Source organism: Loigolactobacillus iwatensis (assembly GCF_003950295.1).
In the GTDB taxonomy this organism is placed as follows: domain Bacteria; phylum Bacillota; class Bacilli; order Lactobacillales; family Lactobacillaceae; genus Loigolactobacillus; species Loigolactobacillus iwatensis.
Genome location: NZ_RHNP01000022.1, coordinates 13,037 through 26,174 on the forward strand (window position 1 = coordinate 13,037; position 13,138 = coordinate 26,174).

The 13,138-nt window shown below is 41.0% G+C and carries 14 protein-coding genes and 1 other RNA gene; 4 read left to right on the forward strand and 11 right to left on the reverse strand.

Going from position 1 to position 13,138, the window contains the following annotated elements; all coding sequences use genetic code 11:
- Together EKM98_RS06970 and EKM98_RS06975 are read right to left on the reverse strand one after the other, a co-directional pair.
- Entirely contained in the window at positions 1-660 is a 660-nt protein-coding gene (locus EKM98_RS06970; RefSeq protein ID WP_125981567.1) for a uracil-DNA glycosylase, read from the reverse strand.
- A complete protein-coding gene (locus tag EKM98_RS06975; RefSeq protein WP_125981569.1) occupies positions 661-2,334 on the reverse strand; it encodes a formate--tetrahydrofolate ligase in 1,674 nt (557 codons plus the stop codon).
- A gap of 145 nt (positions 2,335-2,479) precedes the next feature.
- Between EKM98_RS06975 and EKM98_RS06980 the strand changes: the two genes are divergently transcribed.
- Positions 2,480-2,692 carry a cold-shock protein gene (locus EKM98_RS06980; RefSeq protein ID WP_125981571.1) on the forward strand — a complete coding sequence of 71 codons (213 nt, stop codon included), beginning with the start codon at positions 2,480-2,482 and terminating at the stop codon, positions 2,690-2,692.
- Between the two features lie 93 nt (positions 2,693-2,785).
- Here the strand turns inward: EKM98_RS06980 and EKM98_RS06985 are convergent, their stop codons facing one another.
- On the reverse strand, positions 2,786-3,178 hold the full coding sequence (locus tag EKM98_RS06985) for an EbsA family protein (RefSeq protein WP_125981573.1): 393 nt from the start codon (positions 3,176-3,178) through the stop codon (positions 2,786-2,788).
- A gap of 38 nt (positions 3,179-3,216) precedes the next feature.
- On the opposite strand from EKM98_RS06985, the gene EKM98_RS06990 reads away from it, so the two are divergent.
- Positions 3,217-3,618, forward strand: coding sequence for a ribonuclease HI family protein (locus EKM98_RS06990; RefSeq protein ID WP_125981575.1), 402 nt, complete (start codon positions 3,217-3,219; stop codon positions 3,616-3,618).
- Between the two features lie 41 nt (positions 3,619-3,659).
- Here the strand turns inward: EKM98_RS06990 and EKM98_RS06995 are convergent, their stop codons facing one another.
- From EKM98_RS06995 to EKM98_RS07015, 5 genes are all read right to left on the reverse strand, one after another.
- The gene (locus tag EKM98_RS06995; protein WP_125981577.1) at positions 3,660-4,262 is read right to left on the reverse strand and encodes a nitroreductase family protein; all 603 of its coding nucleotides are present in this window, start codon (positions 4,260-4,262) and stop codon (positions 3,660-3,662) included.
- Between the two features lie 230 nt (positions 4,263-4,492).
- Positions 4,493-5,623 carry a THUMP domain-containing class I SAM-dependent RNA methyltransferase gene (locus tag EKM98_RS07000; protein ID WP_125981579.1) on the reverse strand — a complete coding sequence of 377 codons (1,131 nt, stop codon included), beginning with the start codon at positions 5,621-5,623 and terminating at the stop codon, positions 4,493-4,495.
- A gap of 147 nt (positions 5,624-5,770) precedes the next feature.
- An RNA gene (rnpB, locus tag EKM98_RS07005) (RNase P RNA component class B) lies at positions 5,771-6,142 on the reverse strand.
- A 12-nt stretch (positions 6,143-6,154) separates the two neighbouring features.
- On the reverse strand, positions 6,155-6,505 hold the full coding sequence (gene gpsB / locus EKM98_RS07010; protein ID WP_068224275.1) for a cell division regulator GpsB: 351 nt from the start codon (positions 6,503-6,505) through the stop codon (positions 6,155-6,157).
- Positions 6,506-6,564: 59 nt separating this feature from the next.
- A complete protein-coding gene (locus EKM98_RS07015) occupies positions 6,565-7,131 on the reverse strand; it encodes a DUF1273 domain-containing protein (protein ID WP_125981581.1) in 567 nt (188 codons plus the stop codon).
- A 74-nt stretch (positions 7,132-7,205) separates the two neighbouring features.
- On the opposite strand from EKM98_RS07015, the gene recU reads away from it, so the two are divergent.
- Complete coding sequence (gene recU, locus EKM98_RS07020; protein ID WP_125981583.1) at positions 7,206-7,853, forward strand: Holliday junction resolvase RecU; 648 nt, start codon at positions 7,206-7,208, stop codon at positions 7,851-7,853.
- Positions 7,843-10,179: a PBP1A family penicillin-binding protein gene (locus EKM98_RS07025; RefSeq protein WP_125981585.1), complete on the forward strand. Its 2,337-nt coding sequence runs from the start codon at positions 7,843-7,845 to the stop codon at positions 10,177-10,179. Before recU ends, EKM98_RS07025 begins: the two co-directional genes overlap by 11 nt.
- 82 nt (positions 10,180-10,261) lie before the next feature.
- Here EKM98_RS07025 and nth read toward each other — a convergent pair whose 3' ends face one another.
- The 3 genes from nth to asnS all read right to left on the reverse strand — a co-directional run bounded on the left by nth (position 10,262) and on the right by asnS (position 13,138).
- The gene (gene nth / locus EKM98_RS07030) at positions 10,262-10,912 is read right to left on the reverse strand and encodes an endonuclease III (RefSeq protein WP_125981621.1); all 651 of its coding nucleotides are present in this window, start codon (positions 10,910-10,912) and stop codon (positions 10,262-10,264) included.
- Positions 10,913-10,926: 14 nt separating this feature from the next.
- The gene (locus EKM98_RS07035) at positions 10,927-11,658 is read right to left on the reverse strand and encodes a DnaD domain-containing protein (RefSeq protein WP_125981587.1); all 732 of its coding nucleotides are present in this window, start codon (positions 11,656-11,658) and stop codon (positions 10,927-10,929) included.
- Positions 11,659-11,839: 181 nt separating this feature from the next.
- Positions 11,840-13,138 carry an asparagine--tRNA ligase gene (gene asnS / locus EKM98_RS07040; RefSeq protein ID WP_125981589.1) on the reverse strand — a complete coding sequence of 433 codons (1,299 nt, stop codon included), beginning with the start codon at positions 13,136-13,138 and terminating at the stop codon, positions 11,840-11,842.

Below are 13,138 nucleotides of genomic sequence, written 5' to 3' on the forward strand. Positions count from 1 at the left end.
TTAGTGACTCCCTTCGCTATTACTAGCTAATATTTGTTTAAAAATTTGTAGATCAGCGGCCAGGACCGGCGCCAACTTGTGATTATAGAAGATTGCTGCCGGATGAAACGTCGGAAAAACGCGGTATTGTTTAACCGTTTGTTGATAGGCCTGCTGCGTATAATTGTAAGTCAAAATTGAACCAGTAAATAATTGACCGTGAACAGCACCCACCTGATAGTTGGGCCCAAGTATTCGGTGTAATCCAGTGTTACCAATTGTCATTATTAAATCAGTTGGTAAATTAGCCAGTTCATAATCAATCAAAAAGGCTTGCCGCTTTAGTTCAGCCTGCGTTGGTGGTCGGTTATCTTTTTTTTTGTAATTTTCTCCCGTTCGCTTTGATCTTTTTGTAACTAGTTTAAACGGTCGACTCCGTAAAGCACTGGTAATATATACTGTTTGCCGGCTTACACCTAGTTCAGCAAGCATTTTATCCAATTCAATTCCAGCGCGGCCGGTAAACGGCTTTCGGGTCGTTACTTCGGTTTCTCCCGGTGCTTCACCCACCAAAATAAATTTTGGAGTCAAACTTCCGTTACCTGGTACGAGACCTTCCAAATTTCCCGTTACCGTCTTTTCGCCACGATTTAAGAGCTCCTTTGGCAAAATGGTTGCCATTTAGAACAATCCCGTAATAACGCCATCTTCGCTGATATCCATGTTTAGGGCAGCAGGTTTCTTTGGTAAACCGGGCATTGTTAAAACGTTTCCGGTTAGCGCAACAATAAAGCCAGCACCTAAATCAGGAACAAATTCACGAATGTGGATTTTAAAATGTTCAGGAGCCCCTAATTTTTTAGGATCATCAGTAAAGGAATACTGCGTCTTAGCCATACAAACGGGCAATTTATCCCATCCATTTTCAGTAAAGGTTTTAATTTGGCGTAATGCTTTCGTGTCGTATTCGACACCATCGCCACCATAAATCTTTTTAACAATTGTCGCTACTTTATCCGTTATTGCTGAATTATTATCGTATAAGGCGTGGTAGGTCACAGGCTGTTCTAACGAAGCCAAAACTGCCTTGGCAAGTGTTAAGCCACCCTTGCCGCCATCGGCCCAAACCTTGGTTTCAACGGCCGTAACACCTAATTCATGGCATAATTCTTGAAGCCGCTTGATTTCAGCAGGTGTGTCCGAGACGAACTCATTGATTGAAACCGTTACTGGTAGACCGTATTGTTGCATATTTTGGATATGGCGTTTCAAATTAACGAAACCCTGTTCCAAAGCTTGAATGTTTTCCGTTTGTAAATCGGCTAGCGAAGTCCCACCATTGTACTTTAAAGCACGAACAGTGGCCACAATTACGACGGCATCAGGGTGCTTGCCTAATTTAGGCACCTTGATATCCAAAAACTTTTCGGCACCAAGATCAGCACCAAAGCCAGCCTCTGTAACTGTGTAATCAGCTAATTTCAAGGCCGCCGTGGTTGCTAAAATACTATTACAGCCGTGGGCAATATTAGCAAATGGACCACCATGGATAAAGGTTGGTGTATGTTCTAACGTTTGTACTAAATTCGGTTTTAAGGCGTCCTTTAACAACATTGCAATTGCACCCTGGACTTTTAAATCGGCAACGGTCACTGGTTGTTTTTTATGAGTATAGCCAATCACAATTTTGGCAATTCGTTGTTTGAGATCGGTAATACTGGTGGCCAGGCATAAAATAGCCATTAATTCACTGGCAACCGTAATATTGAAACCATCTTCCCGGGGAACCCCCTGGAAAGGACCACCTAGTCCAATAACAACATTTCGCAATGCTCGATCGTTAATATCCAGCGCCCGTTTCCAAGAAATTCGGCGCTGATCAATATCAAGCTCATTACCTTGCTGGATATGATTATCAATCAAGGCAGCCAGTGTATTATTGGCACTAGTTAGCGCGTGCATATCACCAGTGAAATGTAAATTAATATCTTCCATTGGCACAACCTGTGCGTAACCACCGCCAGTGGCACCGCCCTTAATCCCCATAACTGGTCCTAATGATGGTTCCCGTAGTGCAATAATCGTTTGTTTATTTAATTGATTTAAGGCGTCACCTAAACCAATCGTTACGGTTGATTTCCCCTCGCCAGCCGGAGTTGGATTGATTGATGTCACCAAAATTAATTTATGATTTTTGGAAACCGAGCGATTCTTTAAGGCAGCCAATTTGACCTTAGCCTTATAATCACCGTAGAGCTCAATATCTGAATCTTGCAAACCAATTTTCTCAGCTATCTGTCGTACTGGTAACATTTCCTCTTTTTCATTTTTCTGTGCGATTTCAATATCTGACAATAAAAACACCTCTCCACAAAAGAATATCTAAAGTATACACGCTTTATTTCGCTTGTAAAAGCCCACAAACAGTTCCATTGACGTTGGCCCTAATCATCACTATAATTAATTGTGCATCACAAGTTAAAAACTGGAGGGATTCTTAATGCAACGAGGAACAGTAGAATGGTTCAGTTCTCAAAAAGGCTATGGATTCATTTCGTATGGTGATAACGACGACGAAATCTTTGTTCATTTTACGGCAATTGTTGCGGATGGTTTTAAAACATTGTCACCTGGTGATGCAGTTGAATTTGAAATTAAAGAAGGCGCGCGTGGTCTACAGGCCGCAAACGTTAAAAAACAAACAAACGAATAAAAATGAGGCTGGGACAAAAGTCCTAGCCTCTTATTGGTTCCGAACATTGCTCTAGAACACGGGCCAAAATCGAATTTTTCCCACTCCCTTATTTTAGCTTAATAACTTAATAATTCGGTGTTGTGCCCTTTGACCAACGTGGATACTAAATTGTTGTTTCACAGGTTCAACCGTGAAAATTAGGCGGTGCTTTTGTTGCCGCACTTGACTGATTTGTTTGAAGAGCAGAACTCGTTTTTGTCCAGGCAATACACCCTGTAATGTAATCGTTTGTTGTTTTTGATCAACAATCAGCTGGCGCCGCCAAATTCCTAAGAAGGCAATGAGTAAGAAAAGAATAAACATTGCAATCGTAAACCACTGAACGTGCGTAATTTCTAGCCAACCTGTTCCACTAATAAAGAGTAGCACAAAAGTCCATGACCAAAAAATAATCATAGAGTAAAGATCTGGCTGGTAAAAATAGCGGTCATTATTTTTTTGCAAAAGAGCACCTCAATTTTATTTTATAAGGAGAACAAGTTATGCTGACGTTAGCAATTGATGCTGCCACTAAAGGTAATCCAGGTCCCAGTGGTGCTGGAATCATTATTTCTGGAGATGGTTATAATATCCAGATCAGTCAGGTGTTACCCGATTTAACCAACCATCAGGCCGAATTTGCTGCCGCTAAACTTGGCTTTCAAGCGTTATTAGCACGTAATTTAACGACAAACACCATTTGTCTTATTACTGATAGTAAGCTGGTTTTTCAAAGTTTGGAAAAACGTTACGCCAAACATTATGAAACGCAAGTTGAAGATATTTTGGCCCTAGAACGACGATTTCAATTAGTCTTTCATAAGTGGCGGCCAGATCATCAAAATAAGGGTCCGCATCAATTAGCACAAAATGCACTCTTTAAACAATTAAACACAAAAAAATAAGTGAATCAAGTCGATTCACTTATTTTTTAGGCTTTTTTAAGTTATTTAAGGATTTTGAAGCGCTTTTCATCATCCATATAGTCTTTATCGTTGGCAGGAGCCTCAATTGAGCCAAAAGGCATTTCTGCACGTAATTCCCAGTTAGCAGGAATATCAAAAGCATCTCGCACAAGATCATCAATTAGTGGATTGTAGTGCTGTAAGCTAGCACCAATGTTGTTTTCGGCCAACATTGTCCAAACGCTCATCTGCGTACTCCCCTGTGTTTGTTCTGCCCAGTTAGCAAAATTATCGGCGTACAATTCAAATGAATTTTCAAGTTTTGTAACAACTTCGGTATCTTTATAAAAAAGAACAGTTCCAAATGCTGCTTTAAAGCCGGCAATCTTTTTCTTTGTATTTTCGTAGGCCTGTTCAGTTGGTACTTCTGATTTTAAGCGATCAACGACAATATCCCAGAGCTGATCGTGCTTAGCACCAAATAACACAACGGCACGTGTAGATTGACCGTTAAAAGCCGTTGGAACTTCGCGAACAACCTGTTTAATTAAATCAGCAATTTCCTTTTCAGAAAATTTTACGTCTTTGCCTAAAGCATAGATTGACCGGCGTTTCTTCAGTAAGTCTAAAAATTCTGTATTCATTAATTAACACACTCCCTTAACAAGTTAAAAACAGTATATCAACTTATTTAAAGTAAGTAAAGCTTTTTGTTTATAGGTTTTGGGTTTGATTTTGTTTTAGTCTAAAGTTAAAGTAACTTATTTATTTTAACTTGCTTTTATGATAAGCTCATCTTTACTACCCAATATTGGTGCAAAATAAAAAGGCAAGAACTTGTTCGGTCCTTACCTTTCATTTAAAAAATTATTTTTTAATGTTCACGTTTACCCCAATACTGGAATAAATCTGTTCGCAAAGCCCCATTATACAGCTTACGGCGTTTAGTTGCCTTAGCCCCATAATAACTTTCAAATTGAAGATCGCTAGTTAAGATGTACTTACTCCATGATGTTAATGGGCGATAAATGTCGCCCATTTGCTGGTATAAGACACGCACGCTTTCCTGATCACTCAAGCGTTCCCCGTACGGTGGGTTGGCAACTAAGACACCATTCTTCTTTTCCGTTCGAAAATCCTGCACGGCAACCTGTTTAAACGTTATATCGTGTAATACACCGGCCTCGTTGGCATTTAGTTTTGCTATATCAATCATATTTTGATCAATATCGGCGCCCATAATATCAAGGACAACATCATTATTTCGCTCAGCCTCTGCTGCTTGGCGTTTTTGCGTCACTAGCGTATTATCCACCCAATCCCAATTTTCAAACGCAAATTGACGCTTCAAACCAGGGGCAATGTTTAACCCGATTAAGGCCGCCTCAATTGGTATTGTTCCTGAACCACAAACGGGATCCAAAAATGGCATATCTGTGTGCCAATTGGTTAATTTAACTAATGCGGCCGCCATATTCTCTTTTAGTGGTGCATTACCCTTCTCAACCCGATAACCACGTTTAAACAGGCTGCTACCAGTAGTATCCAAAGTTAACATCACGTGGTTTTTCAAAATTGCGACTTCTAAGGAAAATAGTGCGCCTGTTTCTGGTAAGCGTGAGCTGCGATGATAAACAGAACTCATTTTTTCAACAATTGCTTTTTTCGTTAAACGTTGTACATCCGAAACACTGTATAACTTAGATTTAATTGACTTACCTGCTACTGGAAACTCGGCGTCTAAGGGTAAATATTGATCCCATGGTAAGGCCTTGACTTGTTCAAATAAGCTATCAAACGTGATTGCATCAAATTCACCAATAATAATTTTTACCCGATCGGCCGTTCGTAGCCAAAGATTGGTCCAAATAATATCTTCTAGATTACCTTGAAACCGTACACGACCATTTTCTGTTCGTCCTTTATAGCCTAGTGATTTTAGTTCATCCGCTGCCAAAGCTTCGATTCCACTAGCAGTGGTCGCAATTAAATTATAAGTTGTCATTATTTACTCCAATTTCTTTTGCTATTTATTTTTATTTTGCACGTGCAATAAAATGCGTTTTTTTTTAAAACGATCCTCTGACACCCACTAATTTTTACCTAATGAAAAACCCTCCATAAAGGAGGGCCATCCTGATAGCGTGTAAATTTCTATAAGCCATGTTTCGTCTCGTAAACACCTTCAGGAAAAATGTTTCGAGGGTAATCATCTATCTGCAGATAAGAATCTGCTCTCATGCGTCGTTCAATTCCTTACATGAGACGCCCCTACCAAAGTTTGGGTTACTCGCTCGCGGGGTTTACCCGTTCCAAATCGATTGTTTCCAACCGACATCGTCACTGTGGCACTTTTCAGGAACATGACTGCATAGATAATAAAATCCTTAGCAGTTGATTCCGCCATTACTTTAAAAAAAGCACCTTAGCTTATTGGGCTAAGCACGAACACTACAGACATCGCAGTCTGTGCGGGCATGGACTTTCCTCAGCTAGCAAAAGCTAACCGCGATTACCCGAAATTTACACGTTATGGTTAACTATTTAACTTACGCGGACCATCTTGATTATTGTCATCCAACTTTGCGCCAAAGACATGTCGTTCCAAATTAGATAACCGTTTCAAAATATCGAAATTGGTTACAGTTGGATTAGGCTGAGCACTCTGAACATCCTTATTAACAGTTACCTGTTTATTCAATTCATCGTTTTTTGCTCGTAATCTTTGATTATCACTTTGTAATTTTTCAGCTTCTGCTTGATAAGACTCGTAGTCTTTAATCACTGAATCCAAAAATTCATCTACTTCTGTGGGATCATAACCCCGCATCTTGTTTTTGAATTCCTTTTGCAGAATATCTTGGGTCGTAAAATTAAGATTTTCCATTAGATGTACACCTCATTGTACGCTGTCGTTAACATGACTGTTACTAAGTATAGCAAAGTTTATTCCGCTTGAAAACCATTTTCTTCATCATTTGCCAAATTATCCGCAACTTCCTGCAAAGTATCAAAATCAATCGTGACTAAACGGTAGTCATGGGTCTCCTGAAATCGCTGAATTGCTTCGATTGTGTAGTGTAACTTTGCCGGCGCCTGTGGATCGTAAATAAATAGCGCTTGGTCAGTGTGGCCTAACATGAATGCTTGATAATTACGGAGTTGCTGTGGCGAATGGTACGGCTTATCGCTCACTGCGGCACTAAACGTTGCTTTACTTTTAACGACTGCCAAATTTGTTTGGTTCGCTTCGTTCCAATTTTTTCCGAAATCGGCAAATGGCTCCATTAAAGCTGTTCGCAATTCAGGATAATCCTTTTGGAGCCCCGCTGCAACCTCAAGCGACCACTGCTCGACACCTAGCTGACCGCCTGTTATCAGCCAGTCTAGGCCTTCATCCAGTAATTGTTCCAAAGATTGTCTTAACGCTTCTTTAATAACTTTTAACTTTTTGTCATGCTGATCAAAAATACCTAGTTCATAGCTTCGGTAGCCGCTTACCCAAACACGCATGACTAACACTTCCTCAATTAAGTTTAAAAAGGCCGGCGCAATTGCTATAATAAAGCTCTAGGAGTGTGATAAAAATGCCATTTCATTATCCTAATGGCAAGCTTTACTTAAATGATGCCAAAGACAATCCAAAAAAGCAACCCAAAAACCAAGAAGTCCGTTTTGACAATCGTGGTATGTCGTTAGAAGAAGAAATAAATGAAAGCAATCGTTATTACCTAGCTCACGACATCGCCGTTATTTATAAAAAGCCATTACCAATTCAAATTGTCAAAGTTGATTATCCAAAAAGAAGTGCGGCTGTCATTAAGGAAGCTTACTTTCGTAAACCTTCAACAACTGATTATAATGGTGTTTACAAAGGCTACTATCTGGATTTCGAAGCTAAGGAAACCAAAAATAAAGCTAGTTTTCCATTAAAGAACTTTCACCAACATCAAATTGAACATATGCGCCACTGTTTACGGCAGGACGGTATTTGTTTTGTGATTATTCGCTTTGTGTCATTAAAGCGGCTATTCGTTTACCCAGCTACACCATTAATTCGTGCGTGGGATACACAAGAAACTGCCCAAGGTCGGAAATCAATTCCACTAAACACAATTGAGACTGAAGGCTTTGAAATTCATTACGCTTTAAATCCGCTAATCCCATATCTTAGCGCGGTTGAACAACTCATTCATTATCTTGAATCACGTAAAGGAGTCCATTATGGCAACTAATAATTCACGGGTCGCCCGTAACTCACGACAAAAACCGAAAAGGCCACACTACTTTAGACGGATTTTTCTTTGGCTAATCGCTATTGTGGTCGTCGTTATACTACTTGGTGGTGGTTTATTCACTTATTACGCAATGAGCGCACCAAAAGTAACCACTGCTAAGTTATCTAGTAAATCTTCATCAGTCATTTATGACAGTAGTGGCAATGAGATTAAAACACTTGGCCTAGAAAATCGAACTTATGTCAGTGGTAACCAAATTCCCCAAACCTTAAAGGACGCTGTTGTGTCTACTGAGGACCGCCATTTTTATACTAATATTGGGATCGATCCAGCCCGGATTGTTGGGGCAGCATTTTCTAATGCCCGGGGAGAAAGTGGTTTACAAGGCGGTAGTACTTTAACCCAACAATTAGTTAAGTTATCCGTCTTCTCTACTAAGTCTTCTGATCAAACCTTGAAGCGGAAGGCCCAAGAAGCATGGCTTGCACTAAAGGTTGACCGTACCTACTCTAAGGATCAAATTCTTGAATTTTACTTAAACAAAGTTTACCTGGCCAACGGCGTTTACGGAATGGGCACTGCTGCCGATTACTATTACGGTAAGTCACTTAGCCAACTGAGCTTGCCACAATTGGCCTTAATTGCAGGCATGCCCCAGGCACCAACGACCTATGATCCTTTCGTTAATCCCACTGCAGCCAAAAACCGGCGGGACACCGTTCTTCAATCAATGGTGGAAAATAAAAAGTTAACCCAGCAACAGGCTAATCAGGCTAAAAACACCCCGATTACGGATGGCCTGAAAACACAGGCACAAGCACAGGCTAGTGAAAAAAGCGAAAGTGATCCAACAATCGATGCCTACGTCAGTCAAGTTATCGCAGAGGTTAAGCGCAAAACTGGCCTTAACCCCTATACTAGCGGCCTAAAGATTCACACAAATTTAAATATGGATGTTCAAAAACGTTTGTACGATATTGTTAATTCTAATGATTACGTTAATTTTCCTGATGATTTACTTCAAACTGGCGTTACGATGACAAACGTAAAAAATGGTAAAGTCATGGCCATGATTGGTGGGCGTAAACAAGGCGACGTTCAACTCGGCTTAAACCGCGCCGCCCAAACTAGTCGTAGTAACGGGTCAACGATGAAGCCAATGTTAGATTATGGCCCAGCAATTGAATATTTAAATTACTCAACCTACCAACAAATTAATGATACAAAGTACGTTTATCCTGGTACTAATATTCAATTAAATGATTGGGACTTTAAATACATGGGCCAAATTTCAATGCGAACGGCTTTAGCACAATCAAGAAATGTTCCTGCTGTCCGAACCCTTGCCAAAGTTGGTGTCAACCGTGGCGGTGAATTCCTAAAGGGACTTGGTATTACCCCTAAACAGCCCTTAACGCTACAAAACGCAATTGGAGCTGAGGTTTCTTCCTTACAAGAATCTGCGGCCTACGCTGCCTTTGCTAACGGTGGTACCTATTACAAACCTTACCTAATTAATAAGGTTGAAAAACCTGATGGAACAACACTCTCATTTGATGCCTCAGGTAAACGGGCAATGAAGAAATCAACGGCCTACATGATTACCGATATGCTAAAGGATGTCATCACTGACGGTACTGGGACTAACGCTAGTATTAGCGGTGTCCACCAAGCCGGCAAAACAGGCACAACGAACTATTCAACGGCCGAATTACAAAATAATACAAATATTTCTAGCAGTATGTCGAAGGATTCTTGGTTTACTGGCTATACTCCTGACTACGCAATCTCTGTTTGGACAGGCTATGATCAACCGCAACAACACGGCTTAGATGCCACTGATCAACGAATTGCGGGTAGTATCTATCAGTCGCTAATGTCCTACGCCATGAGCAGTACAGGGGCTTCAAATAGCGACTGGAGTAAACCAAGTAGTGTCATTACTGAAAATATTCTCAAGGGCTCCAATCCGGCCCAAATTGCGGGATCTGGAACAAGTAGTAGCAAGATTACCAAGGAACTCTTTGTTCGCGGTACCCAACCTAAGAAAACGTCTAAAAGCGTCAGTCATAGTAGCAGTAGTGGCTACAGCAGCAGCTTTATGAGCTCGTCTTCTTCAAGTGAGCAACCATCCAGCTCTAGTAGCAGTTCTGCGGAATCCAGTAGTCAACCTGAAAGTAGCAGCACAGAAAGTAGTAGTTCTTCTGAATCTAGTAGTCAATCAAGTCCCGCTGAAAGTAGTTCCCAGCCGGCACAATCTGAAAGCAGTGCCGAACAAAACACTGCTTCGGTAACACAACCGGAAACTAATTCGCAGCAATAAAATAACCAAAAGGGAAGCTAGACCCAATTTAGGGGTTTAGCTTCCTTTTTGGTTATTTAGAAACAACAATAACGGATGGAACTTATTTCTCCTTGGCCAAGCGCTGTTGCCCGGCCAGGCAAATAGATAGTAACGGGCACGTCGCACACTTTGGTGCCCGCGCAAGACACTGATAGCGGCCGAAATAAATCATTCGGTGGTGGGCCGTAATCCACTTTTCTTTAGGTAGTTTTTGCATCATCAACTGCTCAACTTCTAGAACAGACGCCTTTTGCGGAACCATGTGTAAACGCTTGGTCACCCGTTCAACGTGTGTATCCACAGCAAACGCTGGTTCAGCAAATGCGTCGGCCAAAACCACATCGGCAGTTTTTCGACCAACACCCGGTAAGCTCATTAAATCTTGCCGATTGTTCGGCACAACACCCGCAAAATCAACCAAAAGCGCCTGACTAGTCGCCTTTATATGTTTCGCCTTATTTCGGTACAAGCCAATTGAATGAATATCTTGCTGAATGGCCATTTCGGTCGCCGCAGCCATTTCAATCGCCGTCGGAAAATGTTTAAAGAGTTGTGGGGTTACTTTATTAACTGAAATATCCGTTGCCTGCGCGCTCAACATGACCGAAACTAAATATTGAAACGGACTTGCCGCACGTAACGATGGCTGGGCATCAGGAAACATTTCTCCCATCACTTTAACAGCATACTGTGTTTTAGTTTTGGATAACACCACAGGTTCACCCCCTATTCCTTTGGCCCAGATTGCTCATCTGGATCGGCCCAATTATACATCGGAATTTGTGGCCCATTGTTAGTAGTACTGGCTGATTGCTTCGTGTTTGGCTCCCGTTGCGTTCGTTTCTGTTTCTCCTGTTGAATCTGCTGTTTAGTTGTCAAGTGCTTTCGTTCCCAGCTTAATAAAATTCTATCCATATACTTAAGACTATAAGCTTGATTCAAAACGGCTTCCCTTAGTGCTAATTCGATTACCTCAGGTTGATAGTGATCTTCATCCAGCCAGGCGCCAATCGTTTCCAATTCAATTGGTGACAGTGGCCGGCCAAACTCGGCTTCAATCGCTTCAAATAATTTCTGCCGACTATCATCTTTTTTTGCAGTGGCAACTTGCTGCGTTTGTTGTAATGATAAAGTGGCTAATTTATCATACAGTAACGAAAAATCGTAATGATCTTGACTACGGCCTGATTTATCTTGCGAGGTCTGAATTTCCAGAACCTTTTTTTGAATCAGCCGGTGCAACATTTGATAAACTTGCGAAGTTGCCAAGTGCAAGCGATCAGCAATTACCGTCATATCTGGAAAATCATTGCCACCAGAATGAAAACTTTCCAGTTGCAAATAAAGTAAAAATTCATCGTTAGTCAGACCAAGTTCGTGAAAATGAGCTAACAACAAATTAGAAATTGCCGTTTCGCCAGCATTAATAAATTGATGCATAAAGTTGGCCTCTGCCATATTTTTTCATCCTTTTTTAATTGTCCAAAGAACGCGAACCAAAAGGATTAACTAGCGTGCCTGATAAAAGATAACAAAATTCTTTCTTTTATCCACCATTACGCTAAAATAAACGATCTTTTGCTTCGCGCCTGTATTTTATAAATTATCTAACTAAAAATCAATTCAGCTGACTAAAAGCTTACGGGTAAATTCGATTTAACAACCTAGGGAACGGAATTGCCTCGCGTACATGGTCAATGCCACAAATCCAGACAATTGCGCGCTCAAGACCAAGTCCAAAACCAGAATGTGGCACACTACCGTATTTGCGTAAATCGAGGTACCATTCATATTCTTTTGGATCAAGCCCGGCAGCCTTAATCTGCTCTAATAAATAATTGTAGTCAGTAGCACGCTCACTACCACCAATAATCTCACCATAACCTTCTGGCGCTAATAAATCGGCACAAATGACGACATCATCCCGTGTTGGATGGGGCTTCATGTAAAACGGTTTGATTGCCTTCGGGTAGTTTAAAACGAAAACAGGTTGTTCAAACTGGTCGGCCAAATAAGTCTCTTCTGGCGAGCCAAAATCAAGGCCCCAGTCAACGTCAAGTCCACCCTTTTGCAACATTTTAATTGCTTCATCATACGTAATTCGATTATAAGGCAACTTAGTGTAACGCCGTAGAACTTCCTTATCCCGGCCTAAAACATCCAGTTCATAGTCACAATGATCCAAAACGCTTTGAACCAAATAGGCGACGTATTCTTCTTGAATTTTTAAACTTTCTTCTTGGTGCATAAAGGCCATTTCTGGTTCAATCATCCAAAATTCAATTAAATGCCGGCGGGTTTTAGATTCTTCAGCACGAAAAGTTGGCCCAAACGAAAAGACTTTACCAAACGCCATGGCTCCAGCTTCTTCATACAATTGCCCACTTTGAGATAGATAGGCATCCCGACCAAAATATTCAGTATGAAATAGTTCAGTGGTTCCTTCAGGTGCACTACCCGTTAGAATTGGTGCATCGATCTTAGTGAATTCCCGATCGTTATAAAATTGATAAGTTGCCCGAATGACCTCGTTACGAATCTTTAAAATGGCGTGAGGTCGTGTCGAACGTAGCCACAGATGCCGGTGATCCATCAAAAAATCGACACCGTGTTCCTTTGGCGTAATTGGATAATCATGACTTTCCCCAACTAATTCCAAGTTAGAAATTTCAATTTCATAGCCAAATTTAGAGCGCTTATCCTGATGGATTTCACCATAGATCCACAGACTCGCTTCTTGATGGAGTTCCTTAGCCAGCTGAAAAATTTCTTCAGAAACCGCACTTTTGACTAAAACACCTTGGAAATAGGCTGTCCCGTCACGTAATTGTAGAAAAGCGATCTTACCACTTGAGCGTTTATCCGTTAACCAAGCGCCAATTTTAACTTGTTCATTGACGTGTTCCTTGGCGTCAATAATACTAATCTGTTCAACCAT

Excerpts from the sequence above, each read along its gene's own strand:
- EKM98_RS07000 (WP_125981579.1), bottom strand. The coding sequence starts at position 5,623 with ATGACAACTTATAATTTAATTGCGACCACTGCTAGTGGAATCGAAGCT.
- EKM98_RS07035 (WP_125981587.1), bottom strand. The coding sequence starts at position 11,658 with ATGGCAGAGGCCAACTTTATGCATCAATTTATTAATGCTGGCGAAACG.
- EKM98_RS06990 (WP_125981575.1), top strand. The coding sequence starts at position 3,217 with ATGCTGACGTTAGCAATTGATGCTGCCACTAAAGGTAATCCAGGTCCC.
- EKM98_RS07025 (WP_125981585.1), top strand. The coding sequence starts at position 7,843 with ATGGCAACTAATAATTCACGGGTCGCCCGTAACTCACGACAAAAACCG.
- asnS (WP_125981589.1), bottom strand. The coding sequence starts at position 13,138 with ATGGTTGAACAGATTAGTATTATTGACGCCAAGGAACACGTCAATGAA.
- gpsB (WP_068224275.1), bottom strand. The coding sequence starts at position 6,505 with ATGGAAAATCTTAATTTTACGACCCAAGATATTCTGCAAAAGGAATTC.
- recU (WP_125981583.1), top strand. The coding sequence starts at position 7,206 with ATGCCATTTCATTATCCTAATGGCAAGCTTTACTTAAATGATGCCAAA.
- EKM98_RS06980 (WP_125981571.1), top strand. The coding sequence starts at position 2,480 with ATGCAACGAGGAACAGTAGAATGGTTCAGTTCTCAAAAAGGCTATGGA.
- EKM98_RS07015 (WP_125981581.1), bottom strand. The coding sequence starts at position 7,131 with ATGCGTGTTTGGGTAAGCGGCTACCGAAGCTATGAACTAGGTATTTTT.
- EKM98_RS06970 (WP_125981567.1), bottom strand. The coding sequence starts at position 660 with ATGGCAACCATTTTGCCAAAGGAGCTCTTAAATCGTGGCGAAAAGACG.
- EKM98_RS06995 (WP_125981577.1), bottom strand. The coding sequence starts at position 4,262 with ATGAATACAGAATTTTTAGACTTACTGAAGAAACGCCGGTCAATCTAT.